Source organism: Rhodococcus sp. SORGH_AS_0303 (assembly GCF_030819335.1).
Classification (GTDB): Bacteria; Actinomycetota; Actinomycetes; order Mycobacteriales; family Mycobacteriaceae; genus Rhodococcoides.
The window spans coordinates 1,319,743-1,332,839 of record NZ_JAUTBO010000001.1 but is presented as its reverse complement, the minus strand read 5'-3'; the positions used below and the strand labels follow the sequence as shown (position 1 = coordinate 1,332,839).

Here is a 13,097-nt window from a genome sequence, read left to right as displayed (position 1 = left end):
CCTTCGCCTGCAGGCCAGCGCTATCTGTCGATAGACCGTGTTCCTCCCCGGTCCACTCGTCCACCGCGCACCCTTTTTCTCGGCCGTTGTTCTCGGCCGCCCCAGCATTCTCGGAAGGCACCACCATGTCCGCGCCCAGCGCTGCCCCCACCCGTCGACTGCCGCACTGGCTCACGTCGTTCGGGCCCCAGATCGTCGCCGGGTTGATCCTCGGCGTCATCGTCGGACTGATCGCCCGATCCATGCCCGACGCCGCCGACGGCAACCCCAACTGGCTCGTCGAGACGGTGTCGACCATCGGATCGAGCTACGTCAAACTGCTCACCGTCGCCGTGGTGCCCCTCGTGTTCACGGCCATCGTCAGTTCCATCGCCAACCTGCGCGCCGTCACCAACGCGGCACGCCTGGCAGGCCAGACACTGCTGTGGTTCGCCATCACCGCGTTCATCGCCGTGATCGTCGGCATCATCATCGGGCTTGTCGCGCAACCGGGTTCGCGCACCGGCGTCTCGCCAGATCTCGGGAAGGAACCGTCGAGCACAGGGTCGTGGTGGTCCTTCCTCACCGGCCTGGTTCCCAACAACTTCCTGGCGCTCGGCGCCCGCACCAGCGAGACCGAGGGTGCACTGAGCACCACACTGAACTTCAACATCCTGCAGCTGCTCGTCGTCGCCGCGGCGATCGGTATCGCCGCGCTGAAGGTGGGCAAGGCGGCCGAGCCGTTCCTGACGTTCAACGCCTCTCTGCTCGCGATCGTGCAGAAGGTGCTGTGGTGGATCATCCGGTTGGCCCCCATCGGTACGGCGGCGCTCATCGCCAACGCCGTCGCCACGTACGGATGGGACGCGATCGGCTCACTGGGCGTCTTCACGGTCTCGGTGTACGTCGGACTCGCCATCGTGTTCTTCGTCGTCTACCCGATCATCGTTCGGGCGCACGGTCTCTCGATCCGCAACTTCTACTCGGGCGTGTGGCCCGCGACGCAGCTCGGCTTCGTCTCCCGCTCGTCCATCGGCACCCTGCCGCTGACCCAGCGCGTCACCGAGCGCAATCTCGGTGTGCCCCGCGAGTACGCGTCGTTCGCGGTTCCGCTCGGTGCCACCACCAAGATGGACGGGTGCGCGGCCATCTACCCGGCCATCGCCGCGATCTTCGTCGCCCAGTTCTACGGCGTCGATCTCACGATCACCGACTATCTGCTCATCGTGGTCGTCTCCGTGATCGGCTCCGCGGCGACGGCGGGCACCACCGGTGCCACGGTCATGCTGACCCTGACGCTGTCCACGCTCGGCCTGCCGCTCGCCGGTGTCGGTCTGCTGCTCGCGGTCGAGCCGATCGTCGACATGGGTCGCACCGCCGTCAACGTCACCGGCCAGGCGCTGATCCCGGCCATCGTCGCCAAGCGCGAAGGCATCCTGGACCAGGAGCGGTTCGACGCCCCGCGCAACGGCGACCCGTTCGTCGACGACGTGGAGCTCGCGCGCTAACTCACCAACAGCGGCCCGCGCACGAAACCCACGATCAACACCAGTAGTCCGCCGATCTCGGTGGCCGCGAGCGCATACATGAACGCATGCGTTCCCGGCACCGGGCGGACGAACTGGTTGTCGGTGTCGCGCAGGAATCCGTGCACCACGTAGCTGACGATCGCAGCGACGAAGAAGAAGACGACAGCCCCCGACGCGACCAGATTCACCCACGTCGGCCAGGCGCCGAAGTGCACCAGCGGCACCAGGACCAGAGTCGCGAACGAGTACATCAACGCCGCCCTGTGGGCGATGTCCACGTACGGGTGCGCCTGCCCGTTCTCGGACGTCGCCATCTGGCGAAACTTCCAGACGCCGAGGATCAACGCGGCCAACAGGATCAGTGCGGACGCCAGGATCAGGAGCGTCGCGTCCCAGTCGACAACGCGGTACGTACGGAGCGTCACGCGAGCATTGGACCATGGTGGGGCAGAATCTTTACCATGCGCCCCACCTCGTCCCCACCCTCACCGTCAGGGCTGCACAGCTCCGTCGAGGAGTACCGCGCGCGGTGGGATCACTTCGCCGCGGCCACGGCAGCGCTGTCGGCCGCCGTCGAGACGTTCGTCTCCGAGGCGGACATCGACATCGACGCCGTCGAGGCACGTACCAAGTCCGTGGAGTCCGCTGCCGGCAAGTTCGCCCGCCTCCGTGAGGACGGGTCGCTCGAGTTCACCGATCCGCTCGCCGAGGTCACCGATCTCGTCGGAATCCGCGTCATCACATATTTGACGTCGGACATCGACCGCGTCGCGGACGCCATCTCGAAGCACTTCGTGCTGCTCAAGACCATCGACAAGTCGTCCCTCGCCCAGGAGTCCGGCGTGTTCGGCTATGCCGGACGGCACCTCATCCTCAGTGCGGACGGCGACCGCGTCCCGGCGGGATGCGAGCAGTTCACCGGCCTCGGCTTCGAGGTGCAGATCCGCACCGTGCTGCAGCACGCATGGGCGGAGATCGAGCACGACATCCGGTTCAAGAATTCCCGCACGCAGGGTTCGCCCACCATCGACCGGGCGTTCACGCTCGCGGCGGGGCTGATCGAACTCGCGGACGCCCAGTTCGAACTCGCCGATCGGCACCACAAGGAGAAGATCACGGAACTGCGCGCGGCAGATGCCGCACGCGGGATGGATCTCCAGCTCACCGCCGATCAGCTGCGCACCATCGTCACCGACCTCCTTCCCGACTACACCCCCAGTCGGAGCGGTCACTACGAGTGGCTGCTGACTCTCGTCAACGCGAACGGGATCACGACGGGCGCGGAACTCGAGGAGGCCCTCGACCCCGCACGAGTCGAGTACGTGACGGCGGCCATGGACTACCAGTACCGCCCCGGTCAGGTGCGGATGGTGGACGACCTCCTGCTGGACCGCTTCGGCGAGGCCCACATCGCGCGCACCTCCTCGCTCACCACCGAGCGTGACCGTCCGGGCAAGCTGCGCTACCGACTGAGCAAGTTGCAGGGCCAGTCCGGCTGACGGGTGTCCGCTCGGTCTGGTATCCCTACGGCGTGACGACGCCACCGAACGACGCTCTGTCCACCATCACCGTGCGCGGCGCGCGGGAGAACAATCTGCGTGACATCGACATCGATCTCCCCAAACGGTCGCTGATCGTGTTCGCCGGGGTCTCGGGGTCCGGGAAGAGCTCGCTCGTGTTCGACACGATCGCCGCGGAGGCGCAGCGGCAGATCAACTCCACGTTCAGCGCGTTCGCCCAGACCTTCCTGCCGTCCTACGGTCGGCCGGACGCCGATCTCATCGCCAACCTGTCGGCCGTCGTCATCGTCGACCAGAAGCGCCTCTTCGGCAGCCCTCGCTCCACCGTCGGCACCATCACCGACATCGGCGACTGGCTCCGCATGCTGTGGTCGCGCGGAGTCACCCCGTCCATCGGCTATGCCAACGCGTTCTCGTTCAACGATCCCGCCGGCATGTGTCCCGAGTGTGAGGGGTTGGGCGAGGCGAAGGTCATCGACATCGACGAGTTGGTGGATCAGTCGAAGTCGTTGCGTGAGGGCCCCGTCAAGCACCCGGACTTCCTGCCCGGCAAGTGGCCCTACCGGCTGTACGCGGATTCGGGACTGTTCGATCTCGACGTTCCCCTCGAGCAGTACTCCCCGCGCGAGCGGCACCTGTTCTTCGACGCGTCGCCCGGCGAGGTTGAGATGGTCAACCCGGACGCCGTGTTCAAGACGTACGAGGGGCTGCTCTCCCGGTTCCGTCGAAGCTATCTCTCCAAGGATGCCGACGCGTTGAAGGGCAAGTCGAAGGAGGCGTACGACCGTATCGTCACGCGGGGAGTGTGCCCGTCCTGCAGGGGAACTCGCCTCAACGAGACGGTGCACGCCGCGACGCTCGAGGGACTCTCGATCCCCGACGCGTTCGCGATGCAGGTCTCCGACCTCGCCGACGTCATGGACACGTGGGCGCTCGGCGACCTGGACGGCCCACGCCGCGAGGTGGTGACACAGCTCCGTCGACTGGTCGATCTCGGACTCGGGTACCTGAGCCTCGATCGTGCGACGTCCTCGCTGTCGGGCGGCGAGTCCCAGCGCATCAAGATGGTGCGCCACCTCGGCGCCACGCTCAACGACATGCTGTACGTCTTCGACGAGCCCACCACCGGGCTGCACCCGCGCGACGTGCACCGGCTGAACGACATGCTGATCGCGTTGCGCGACAAGGGGAACACCGTGCTCGTCGTCGAACACGACGCGGAGGTGATGGCCATCGCCGACCGCATCGTCGAGATCGGCCCTGGCGCCGGAAAGCACGGCGGCACGGTGGTCTTCGAGGGCACCTGGCCCGAACTGCGGCAGTCCGAGACGCGTACCGGGACAACGCTGCGTCGAGACGGTCGATCGCGGCGCACCCCGCGCACTCCGAACGGGTGGATGCGCATCGAGAACGCCGACAGCCACAATCTGAAGAACGTGTCGGTGGACATCCCGCTCGGCGTTCTCGTGGCGGTCACCGGTGTCGCGGGCTCGGGCAAGTCGAGTCTGATCCACGGCCACCTCCGCGACGTCCGGCCCGACGCGGTGGTCATCGACCAGGCACCCATCCGCGGTTCGCGCCGCTCCTCCCCCGCCACCTACACCGGACTGCTCGATCCGATCCGTGCACACTTCGCCAAGCGAACGGGACAACCCGCAGCGCTGTTCTCGCCGAACTCGGACGGAGCCTGCCCCGACTGTCAGGGCACCGGCATGATCTTCACCGACCTCGGCTTCACCGACCCGGTGTCGAGTACGTGCGAGACCTGCCAGGGTCGACGCTTCCGCTCCGGCGCGATCAAGCACACCGTCGACGGCGTCTCGATCGCCGACGTCTTCGACATGTCCGTCGACGAGGCCCGCGAGTTCTTCACCGTGAGAAAGGTGCGCGACGTACTCCGGCGGTGCAGTGATGTCGGTCTCGGTTATCTGTCCCTGGGCCAGAACCTGACGTCCCTGTCCGGCGGCGAGCGTCAGCGCCTCAAGCTCGCGACGGAACTCGTGGGCAACTCCCCGGTCCTGGTGCTCGACGAGCCCACCACCGGACTGCACTCGTCCGACGTGGACAACCTGGTCGGACTGCTGTCCGGCATGGTCGACGAGGGTCGATCGGTCATCGTGATCGAGCACAACATGGACGTCGTCGCGGCCGCCGACTGGGTCGTGGACCTCGGTCCCGACGGGGGTCACGACGGCGGCGAGGTGGTGTTCACGGGCACCGTCGACGAGCTCGTTCTGGCCCGGACGCACACCGGCACCCACCTCGCGCGGGCTCTCGCGGAGTAAACCCCCGGTAAAGTGCGGGCATGAGCGACACCGTCACCGCTGCCGCCAGTACGGAACTGGGTGGAATCGCAGGCTGGGCCGTCAGCCTGATGGAGAGCATCGGCGGGCCGGGCGCCGGCATCGCCGTGGCCGCCGAGAACTTCTTCCCACCGCTGCCCAGCGAAATCATCCTCCCGCTGGCCGGGTTCACCGCGTCGCAGGGTGGCTTCTCCCTCGCGAGCGCACTGTTCTGGACCACGCTCGGATCGGTGCTCGGCGCTCTCGGCCTCTACTGGCTGGGCAAGAAGCTGGGCCGCGACCGTATGTACGCCGCCGTGGACAGGATGCCGTTCGTCAGCACGGACGATCTGACCAAGGCCGACGAATGGTTCGTGCGCCACGGCCGCTCCGCCGTGTTCTTCGGTCGGATGATTCCGCTCGTGCGATCCGGCATCTCGGTGCCCGCAGGTGTGTCCGGGATGCCGGTCCTGCAGTTCCTGCTGTACACGACGCTCGGCAGCCTCCTGTGGAACACGATCTTCGTGCTCGCGGGCTACTTCCTCGGGGAGAACTGGCACTACGTCGAGGATTACGCCTCGGTGTTCCAGTACGTCGTCATCGGGCTCATCGCGGTGGCGGTGGTGGTGCTGGTGACCAAGCGCGTCCGGCGGCGCCGACGGTCGGACGCCTGACCGCACCCTGCACCAACCTCCGCGAGTACGCCGATACTGCCGTGGTGGGAGCCAGGATCACGACAGTTCGGACGTACTCGCGGAGGGTAGTGACGGTCCTACTGCGCGAGCGTGGCCGCAGCCTGAGCCCACAGGAAGTACTTGTTGGTGCCGAGATCGCGCACCGTGGTGATGTTGAAGGCAGCCTTCAACTTCTCCGCATCGCCGTCGCTGACGCCCTTGAGGGCCGCGACCGGCGCGTCGGCCAGTTCCTCGATCGTCTTGTCCGCGTATGCCTTGTCGAACTTGTCGGCGATGCCTGCCATGATTTCCTCCTGACGACCGATGCGCCCGCTGCGCACCCCGGTCGACAGTACGTTTCTCGACGGCTCGTGACCTGAGAGTGCGCTGAAAACACCGGCTGCGCCGCCATTTACGACGAATCGGGCGTTCCGCCGAGTGAGCGAGACCCGGTAGGTTCGGCGCCATGACCCTCCACACGGCGGTATTGCCGGGCGAACGTCGTCGAGCCACCGTGTTCCTTCATGGTCTCGGATCAGCGGGTGTCGCTGCCTTCGGGACCGTGGCCGCAGGACTGGACGACCGCCTGCGGTTGCTCCCGGACCTGCTCGGTTTCGGCAGCAGCGCCGACGTGCCGACCGACGGCTACACCCTGGACGATCACGCGCTCGCCGTCGCCCGGATGCTGGATCAGCACGAACTCGTCGGACTCGACGTCGTCGGACACAGTATGGGTGGATCCATCGCCATCGTCCTGTCGCGGGCACGACCCGACCTCGTACGAGGACTGACCGTCCTCGAGCCGAACCTTCTCCCCTTCGACGGCGAGGCGAGTGTCGAGATCGCGGGACAGTCGGAAGAGGACTTCGCAACACAGGGAGTGACGTCACTCATCGCCCGGGCCGACGCCGCGTGGGCGGAGACGCTTCGGCTGGCCGATCCGGTCGCGCTCCACCGCAGTGCTGTCGGCCTCTGTGTGGGCCCGCCGGATACCACCGTTCTCGACATCCTGCTCGCGTCCCACGTGCCGAGAACACTCCTGTACGGATCGAGGACGGGAGAACCAACGCACACCGGCCGGCTTCGTCAGGCCGGTGTCGAGGTCGTCGAGATACCGAACGCCGGGCACGTGATGATGGCGGACGATCCCGCTGCCGTCATCCAGGTGCTCAGGTGATAGATGTGCCGGAGCGAGGTCGGCCGAAGACCGCCCGCACGGACTCCAGATCAGCAGCGACGGCGGCGCAGTCCCGCTCGAACTCGTCGTCGGTCATGTCCAGTTGCCGAACCGTGAACACCACCTCGGCGCCGTCCGGATGGGCGAGCACCCGCAGCGGGTTGTTCACGACGGTGCCGTCGGGCAGCGTCACGTCGTGATCCAGCACCCCGAAAGCGTTGCGCGGGACGAACCGCACCCGGACCGTGCCCATCGGTGACTCGGCCAGCAAGTCGTCACCGTCGCGGGTGAAGCCCGATGCGAGTCCTGCGGCCCAGGCAGTGAGGTTGTCCACATCGGCCAGGTAGCCGTACACCGCCTCGGGCGGTGCCGTGATCACCACACTCACATGTCGACTGATCATCGTAGGAGCGTAGCCACGCAGCAGGCTCTCCGCGAGTACGTCCACAGTGTCGTGATCAGCGGCGATGCGACGACACTTCGGACGTACTCGCGAGGCCAGGAAAGCCTGCGAAGCCCTGGAGGCCCGGGATGGCTCGTCAGGCCGGCTCGGCGCGCGTCCAGGTGTTCACGAAGCCCACACCGCTGCGCACGAACAGCTGCGTCACGGGGCAGCGACGCTCGACCTCCGCGACGAAGTGATCGAACGCATCACCGGTCGCGTCGGTCTCCACCGTCGCCTCGACGGTGACGGTGTCGAAGTTCGAGTTCCCTTCGGCGCCGGTCACCAGGACGGCGGTGTCCAGATCACCCTGCACACGGAAGCTGAACTTTCCCAGCGTGATGCCGAGGTCCTTGGCGACGAGGGTGGCGGTGACCTGGTTGCACGAGGTCAGCGCACCGAGTGCGTAGAACAACGGACTCGGCGCCTCGTCCTTGCCGCCGAAGGCCGGGTACGCGTCGGCGTCGAACTCGTGCCCGGCCGTGCCCTCGACGACGAGGTGCTGGGCGACGCCGGTACCGGACGCCTCCACGACGAAGGGAACGACGGAGGTGCGAATGGTGGAAGTCATGGTCTCCACGGTCGTGCACCGTCCACGCTCGGGCCAGGGTTGCGATCACCCAGATTCTCGGGCCGTCCTCTCACGGCACCGCGCCGAGCTGACCGGCCAGCGAGCACGTATCCGACGTTCCAGCGGTGCGCGTGCCCGGCATCCACACGCGAATCTCGTACGCCCCGCAGCCCCGCCGGCGTCAAGTCCCGCGCGCGATGAGGGCGAGCAGCAGCTCGGCGCGCACGCGAGCATCGTCGAGGGAGCACGACACCGTTGCCTCGATGCGAGAGACTCTGCTGCGCAGAGTGTGTCGGTGCACCCCGAGAATGGACGCTGCCGACTCCCAGTGGCCGTTCGCCTCCAGGAACGCACGGAGAGACGCCACCAGGTCGGTCCCGTTGGCGGCGTCGTACTTCTCGAGGGGCGCGATGGTCGCGTCGCCGACGGTAGCGAGGGCCTGACGCGTCGAGGCGTGCGCCATCAGGACACCACCCACCAACGAGCCGAACTCCACGGGATCGGCGCCGGCTGCGGCGGACGACGCCGCCAGCCGACTCTCCTCCACCGCCTGCGCGAGCTGCGGGACAGGATGCGGCGCACTGATTCCCACTCGGAGCCGCCGACGTTCCGAGATGTCCAGACCGGCGATCGTCGATGCCGCGAACTCTGCGTCGTCCGTTCCGCGCACCACCAGGGTCACCCGCGCCGACCACCGCCGAGCAAACAGCTGACGACCTGCCGCTGCGCTGTGCGTCGCCATCGCGGCCTCGACACGCTGGGCTCGCGAGAGCGTGTCGGCATCGACGGTCACGGCGCGCACGGTGCCGTCGGCCCCCGCGGCCAGATCGATCTGCGCCCACACGGGTGCCAGGCCGTCGAGATCGGACAGCACGAGGCTCAGTGCCACCGAGTTGAGCTTGTCCTGCGCCGACTGCACCCGCGCCGGCTTCTCGAAGTCGAGCGCCAACAACGACGCAGCGTGGCCCACGAGAATGTGGTCGACGTTCCCCAGCACCGGGCCCACCACCGCCACGTGGCCGTGCGTGGCCGAGCCGACGGCGATGCGCTGCACACTGATCGAGATGCCCGCCGGAGTCACCGAGACCCGGCTGGACCCGGTTCCGCGTTCGGCGGCGAGAGTGCGGATCTCGTCCAGCACACCGGACCCGCCGCCGCGTGGGCGCTGTTCGAGCACCCTGCCGGTGTCGTCGAGCAACACGACCGCGGACGACGTGGCCGTCGCCAATTCGCGGATGATCGCGGCGGCGCCCCCGGCGACCACGGCGCGGGTCATCCGCGGTTGCGCCCGTGACGCCCGGACCACGGCGTCGTACTGCTGCTCGGCCAGCCTGTTCATGACCAGCGTGACCACCGCCGCGAACGGAGTGGGCAAGGGGACCTCCAGGACGGGCAGACCCAGCCGATCAGCGGCGTCCACGAGGTCGGACGGCACCTCCGCGAACGAGAGGCCCGTGCCGAATCCCACCGCGGCCACCCCCGCGTTGTGGAGGCCTTCCAGATAGGCCACGCGCTCACTCGTCGTCGCCGGCAGCCGGAGTCCGGTGGTGAGCAGCAGTTCGCCGCCGGACAACCACCGGAACGGCTCCGACAGTTCGGTGGTGTGCACGAACGACACCTCGCGGTCCAGGCCGTTCGCGCCGGCGCGGAGCTCGAGCGCGAGCGACTTCTGCGCCAGAACCCAGCGGACCGACACGGTCACGGCGTACCCCTTTCCACGCAGGAAGCTCCCGCTGTAACAGAACACCCTGGCGCCGCACTGGACAACTCGGAGTGCTCGAGCACGCTCGAATCATCGTTTTGTCCGCTGCCGATCCGGCGTGTCAGGCGCACACTGATCGAACCACCCAGCCGCCTCGACGGAGAGGTACTTCGTGTCGCACGACGTGCTCCGTACCTACATCGACGGCAAGTTCATCGCCAGCTCGTCACCCGAACCCTCGAATCGAACAATTCGGTCACCGGGGAGATCGTCGGCGCCTCTCCCGTCTCCTCCGAGCCCGACGCCCCAACATCTCGAGAGCTCGCACGACCCAGCTGCTGTCCCGAAGGAACCCATGAACGACATCACGTACCGCCTCCCGCAGAAGCGGGCACTGGTCACCGAGCTCCCCGGCCCCCGGTCGCAGGAGCTCACCTCCCGCCGGCGCGCCTCGGTCGCGGCCGGCGTCGGGTCCAGCGTCCCCGTCTACGCAGCCGATGCCGACGGCGGCGTGATCGTCGACGTGGACGGCAACTCGATGATCGACCTCGGCGCCGGGATCGCCGTCACGAGTGTCGGCGCCTCCGATCCCGCTGTCGCTGAGGCAGTCCGGGAGCAGGTCGGCCACTTCACGCACACCTGCTTCATGGTGACTCCGTACGAGGGCTACATCGCCGTCGCGGAGAAGCTCGCCGAGCTGACCCCGGGTGACCACGAGAAGCGCAGCGTTCTGTTCAATTCGGGCGCAGAGGCCGTCGAGAACGCGATCAAGGTCGCGCGACTGGCGACCGGCCGCGACGCCGTCGTGGCCTTCGATCACGCGTACCACGGCAGGACGAACCTGACGATGGCGCTGACGGCGAAGACCATGCCGTACAAGGCGAACTTCGGGCCCTTCGCACCGGAGATCTACCGGATGCCGATGTCGTACCCCTACCGCGACCAGCCGGGGCTGACAGGTGAGCAGGCCGCACTGGCCTCGATCGACCGCATGGAGAAGCAGATCGGCGCCGACGCGGTGGCCGCCATCATCATCGAGCCCATCCAGGGCGAGGGCGGCTTCATCGTTCCCGCACCCGGATTCCTGCCGACTCTGCAGACCTGGGCGCGGAAGAACGGCGTCGTGTTCATCGCCGACGAGGTACAGACCGGGTTCTGTCGAACCGGGTCGTGGTTCGCGAGCGACGACGAGGGAATCGTGCCCGACATCATCACGATGGCGAAGGGAATGGCAGGCGGAATGCCGTTGTCGGCCATCACCGGACGCGCGGATCTCCTCGACCTCGTCCACGCGGGCGGGCTCGGCGGAACGTACGGAGGCAACCCGGTGGCCTGCGCTGCTGCCCTCGCTGCCATCGAGACCATGACCGCTCTCGACCTGTCCGGACGCGCCCGCCACATCGAGTCCCTCGCCGTGCCTCGCCTGCGCGCCCTCGCCGAGGAGACCTCCGTGATCGGCGACGTCCGCGGACGCGGTGCGATGCTCGCCATCGAGCTCGTCCAGCCAGGCACCGACACCCCGGATCCCGTCATCACCAAGGCCATCGCGGCGCATGCTCTCGCGGAGGGCGTCGTACTGCTCACCTGCGGGACGTACGGCAACGTCATCCGGTTACTGCCTCCCCTCGTGATCAGCGACGAGCTTCTCGACGACGCGATGACGGTGCTGGAGAACACGATTCGAACGCTGGCGGCACAGTGACCGACTCTGCCGCCTTGCTCGCGTCCATACCCACCGGTCTGTGGATCGACGGCGCGTTCGTCGACGCCGCGGACGGCGGCACGTTCGCGGTGCACGATCCCGCCACCGGTGACGTGCTGGCCCGCGTCGCCGATGCCGGTGAGAAGGACGCACTGCGGGCACTCGACAGCGCCGTCGCCGTGCAGGACGAGTGGGCGGCGACCGCACCTCGGACGCGGTCGATGATCCTGCGCGCAGCGTGGGAAGCGGTGATCGAGCGCACAGAGGATCTCGCGCTCCTCATGACTCTCGAGATGGGCAAGGCCCTCCCCGAGAGCCGCGGCGAGGTGACGTACGGCGCCGAGTTCCTCCGCTGGTTCAGCGAGGAGGCGGTGCGCATCCAGGGCCGCTACACGCAGTCTCCGTCCGGCGCGGGCCGCATCCTCGTCACGAAGGTTCCGGTGGGTCCCGTTCTCGCGGTGACTCCGTGGAACTTCCCGCTGGCCATGGGAACCCGCAAGATCGGCCCCGCCCTGGCGGCCGGGTGCACGGTGCTGGTGAAGCCGGCCGAGGACACGCCGCTGACGATGCTGCTGCTCGCCGAGATCATGGCGGGCGCCGGGCTGCCGGCCGGGGTCCTGTCGGTACTTCCCGCGTCGAACGCTCCCGCGGTCACCGAGCCCCTGCTCGCCGACGAGCGACTCCGCAAGGTCACCTTCACGGGTTCCACGCGCGTGGGCAAGATCCTCATCGAGCAGTCGGCGCGCAACGTTCTGCGTACGTCGATGGAACTCGGTGGTAACGCGCCGTTCGTGGTCTTCGACGATGCCGACATCGATGCCGCCGTCGACGGTGCCATGGCGGCGAAGATGCGCAACGGTGGAGAGGCCTGCACGGCTGCCAACCGGCTCATCGTCGCCGAGAGCGTCCGCGAGGAGTTCACGGAGAAGCTCACCGCACGGATCGCGGCGCTCACCGTCGGGCCCGGCTCGAGCGACGGGACGAACGTGGGGCCGTTGGTGAACGAGAAGCAGCGCACCAACGTGCGATCCCTCGTCGACGATGCGGTCGCCGCCGGCGCCCGGGTGCGCACGGGTGGTCACGTCATCGACGGCCCGGGCTGGTTCTTCGAACCCACCGTGCTCGACGAGGTTCCGGCGTCCGCACGCATCGTGCGCGAGGAGATCTTCGGACCCGTCGCGGCCATCACGAGTTTCGTGGCCGAGCAGGACGCCGTCGATGCCGCCAACGACACCGAGTACGGCCTTGCCGCGTACATCTACACCCGCGATCTCGATCGGGCACTGCGTGTCTCGGACAAGATCGCGAGCGGCATGGTGGGCGTGAACCGGGGTGTCGTGTCCGATGTCGCGGCCCCGTTCGGCGGAGTCAAGCAGTCCGGTCTCGGCAGTGAGGGTGGCACCGAGGGCATCGACGAGTACCTCGACACGAAGTACGTGGCTTTCCAGTAGTTCCGGTTCCACCGATAGATCCCACAGCAGCCGGCACCTGTCGTACCCCTCCCCTAGCGTGACGCCAC

The 13,097-nt window shown here is 67.7% G+C and carries 12 protein-coding genes; 7 read left to right on the top strand and 5 right to left on the bottom strand.

Annotated features, from left to right (window positions below; genetic code table 11):
• Positions 1-125: 125 nt before the first annotated feature.
• A complete protein-coding gene (locus tag QE449_RS06220) occupies positions 126-1,487 on the top strand; it encodes a dicarboxylate/amino acid:cation symporter (protein ID WP_056448351.1) in 1,362 nt (453 codons plus the stop codon).
• On the opposite strand, the gene QE449_RS06215 is transcribed toward QE449_RS06220, so the two are convergent.
• Positions 1,484-1,933 (bottom strand): hypothetical protein, encoded by a 450-nt coding sequence (locus QE449_RS06215; protein ID WP_307108478.1) that lies wholly within the window; start codon positions 1,931-1,933, stop codon positions 1,484-1,486. The two genes, QE449_RS06220 and QE449_RS06215, sit on opposite strands and share 4 nt — an antisense overlap.
• Before the next feature lie 36 nt (positions 1,934-1,969).
• Here QE449_RS06215 and QE449_RS06210 point away from each other — a divergent pair, with 36 nt between their 5' ends.
• From QE449_RS06210 to QE449_RS06200, 3 genes are read left to right on the top strand one after another with little or no spacing between them, the layout of a single operon-like run.
• Positions 1,970-3,007 carry a GTP pyrophosphokinase family protein gene (locus QE449_RS06210; RefSeq protein WP_056448346.1) on the top strand — a complete coding sequence of 346 codons (1,038 nt, stop codon included), beginning with the start codon at positions 1,970-1,972 and terminating at the stop codon, positions 3,005-3,007.
• A 32-nt stretch (positions 3,008-3,039) separates the two neighbouring features.
• Positions 3,040-5,313, top strand: coding sequence for an excinuclease ABC subunit UvrA (locus QE449_RS06205; RefSeq protein ID WP_307108477.1), 2,274 nt, complete (start codon positions 3,040-3,042; stop codon positions 5,311-5,313).
• A 20-nt stretch (positions 5,314-5,333) separates the two neighbouring features.
• Positions 5,334-5,984 (top strand): DedA family protein, encoded by a 651-nt coding sequence (locus QE449_RS06200; RefSeq protein WP_222645872.1) that lies wholly within the window; start codon positions 5,334-5,336, stop codon positions 5,982-5,984.
• Between the two features lie 98 nt (positions 5,985-6,082).
• On the opposite strand, the gene QE449_RS06195 is transcribed toward QE449_RS06200, so the two are convergent.
• Positions 6,083-6,289 (bottom strand): hypothetical protein, encoded by a 207-nt coding sequence (locus QE449_RS06195; RefSeq protein ID WP_027504928.1) that lies wholly within the window; start codon positions 6,287-6,289, stop codon positions 6,083-6,085.
• A 161-nt stretch (positions 6,290-6,450) separates the two neighbouring features.
• Between QE449_RS06195 and QE449_RS06190 the strand changes: the two genes are divergently transcribed.
• Entirely contained in the window at positions 6,451-7,161 is a 711-nt protein-coding gene (locus tag QE449_RS06190) for an alpha/beta fold hydrolase (RefSeq protein WP_307108476.1), read from the top strand.
• Here the strand turns inward: QE449_RS06190 and QE449_RS06185 are convergent.
• The 3 genes from QE449_RS06185 to QE449_RS06175 all read right to left on the bottom strand — a co-directional run bounded on the left by QE449_RS06185 (position 7,154) and on the right by QE449_RS06175 (position 9,876).
• On the bottom strand, positions 7,154-7,564 hold the full coding sequence (locus QE449_RS06185) for an SRPBCC family protein (protein ID WP_307108475.1): 411 nt from the start codon (positions 7,562-7,564) through the stop codon (positions 7,154-7,156). The genes QE449_RS06190 and QE449_RS06185 overlap by 8 nt on opposite strands.
• A 136-nt stretch (positions 7,565-7,700) precedes the next feature.
• Positions 7,701-8,174 (bottom strand): OsmC family protein, encoded by a 474-nt coding sequence (locus QE449_RS06180; protein ID WP_222649548.1) that lies wholly within the window; start codon positions 8,172-8,174, stop codon positions 7,701-7,703.
• A gap of 181 nt (positions 8,175-8,355) precedes the next feature.
• On the bottom strand, positions 8,356-9,876 hold the full coding sequence (locus QE449_RS06175) for a PucR family transcriptional regulator (RefSeq protein WP_307108474.1): 1,521 nt from the start codon (positions 9,874-9,876) through the stop codon (positions 8,356-8,358).
• Positions 9,877-10,231: 355 nt separating this feature from the next.
• Between QE449_RS06175 and gabT the strand changes: the two genes are divergently transcribed.
• Together gabT and QE449_RS06165 are read left to right on the top strand one after the other, a co-directional pair.
• Positions 10,232-11,578, top strand: coding sequence for a 4-aminobutyrate--2-oxoglutarate transaminase (gabT, locus tag QE449_RS06170; RefSeq protein WP_307108473.1), 1,347 nt, complete (start codon positions 10,232-10,234; stop codon positions 11,576-11,578).
• A complete protein-coding gene (locus QE449_RS06165; RefSeq protein WP_307108472.1) occupies positions 11,575-13,029 on the top strand; it encodes an NAD-dependent succinate-semialdehyde dehydrogenase in 1,455 nt (484 codons plus the stop codon). Before gabT ends, QE449_RS06165 begins: the two co-directional genes overlap by 4 nt.
• The last annotated feature ends 68 nt before the right edge of the window (positions 13,030-13,097 follow it).

Coding starts and splice junctions, on each gene's coding strand:
- gabT (WP_307108473.1), top strand. CDS start 10,232: ATGAACGACATCACGTACCGCCTCCCGCAGAAGCGGGCACTGGTCACC.
- QE449_RS06180 (WP_222649548.1), bottom strand. CDS start 8,174: ATGACTTCCACCATTCGCACCTCCGTCGTTCCCTTCGTCGTGGAGGCG.
- QE449_RS06220 (WP_056448351.1), top strand. CDS start 126: ATGTCCGCGCCCAGCGCTGCCCCCACCCGTCGACTGCCGCACTGGCTC.
- QE449_RS06190 (WP_307108476.1), top strand. CDS start 6,451: ATGACCCTCCACACGGCGGTATTGCCGGGCGAACGTCGTCGAGCCACC.
- QE449_RS06195 (WP_027504928.1), bottom strand. CDS start 6,289: ATGGCAGGCATCGCCGACAAGTTCGACAAGGCATACGCGGACAAGACG.
- QE449_RS06200 (WP_222645872.1), top strand. CDS start 5,334: ATGAGCGACACCGTCACCGCTGCCGCCAGTACGGAACTGGGTGGAATC.
- QE449_RS06185 (WP_307108475.1), bottom strand. CDS start 7,564: ATGATCAGTCGACATGTGAGTGTGGTGATCACGGCACCGCCCGAGGCG.
- QE449_RS06210 (WP_056448346.1), top strand. CDS start 1,970: ATGCGCCCCACCTCGTCCCCACCCTCACCGTCAGGGCTGCACAGCTCC.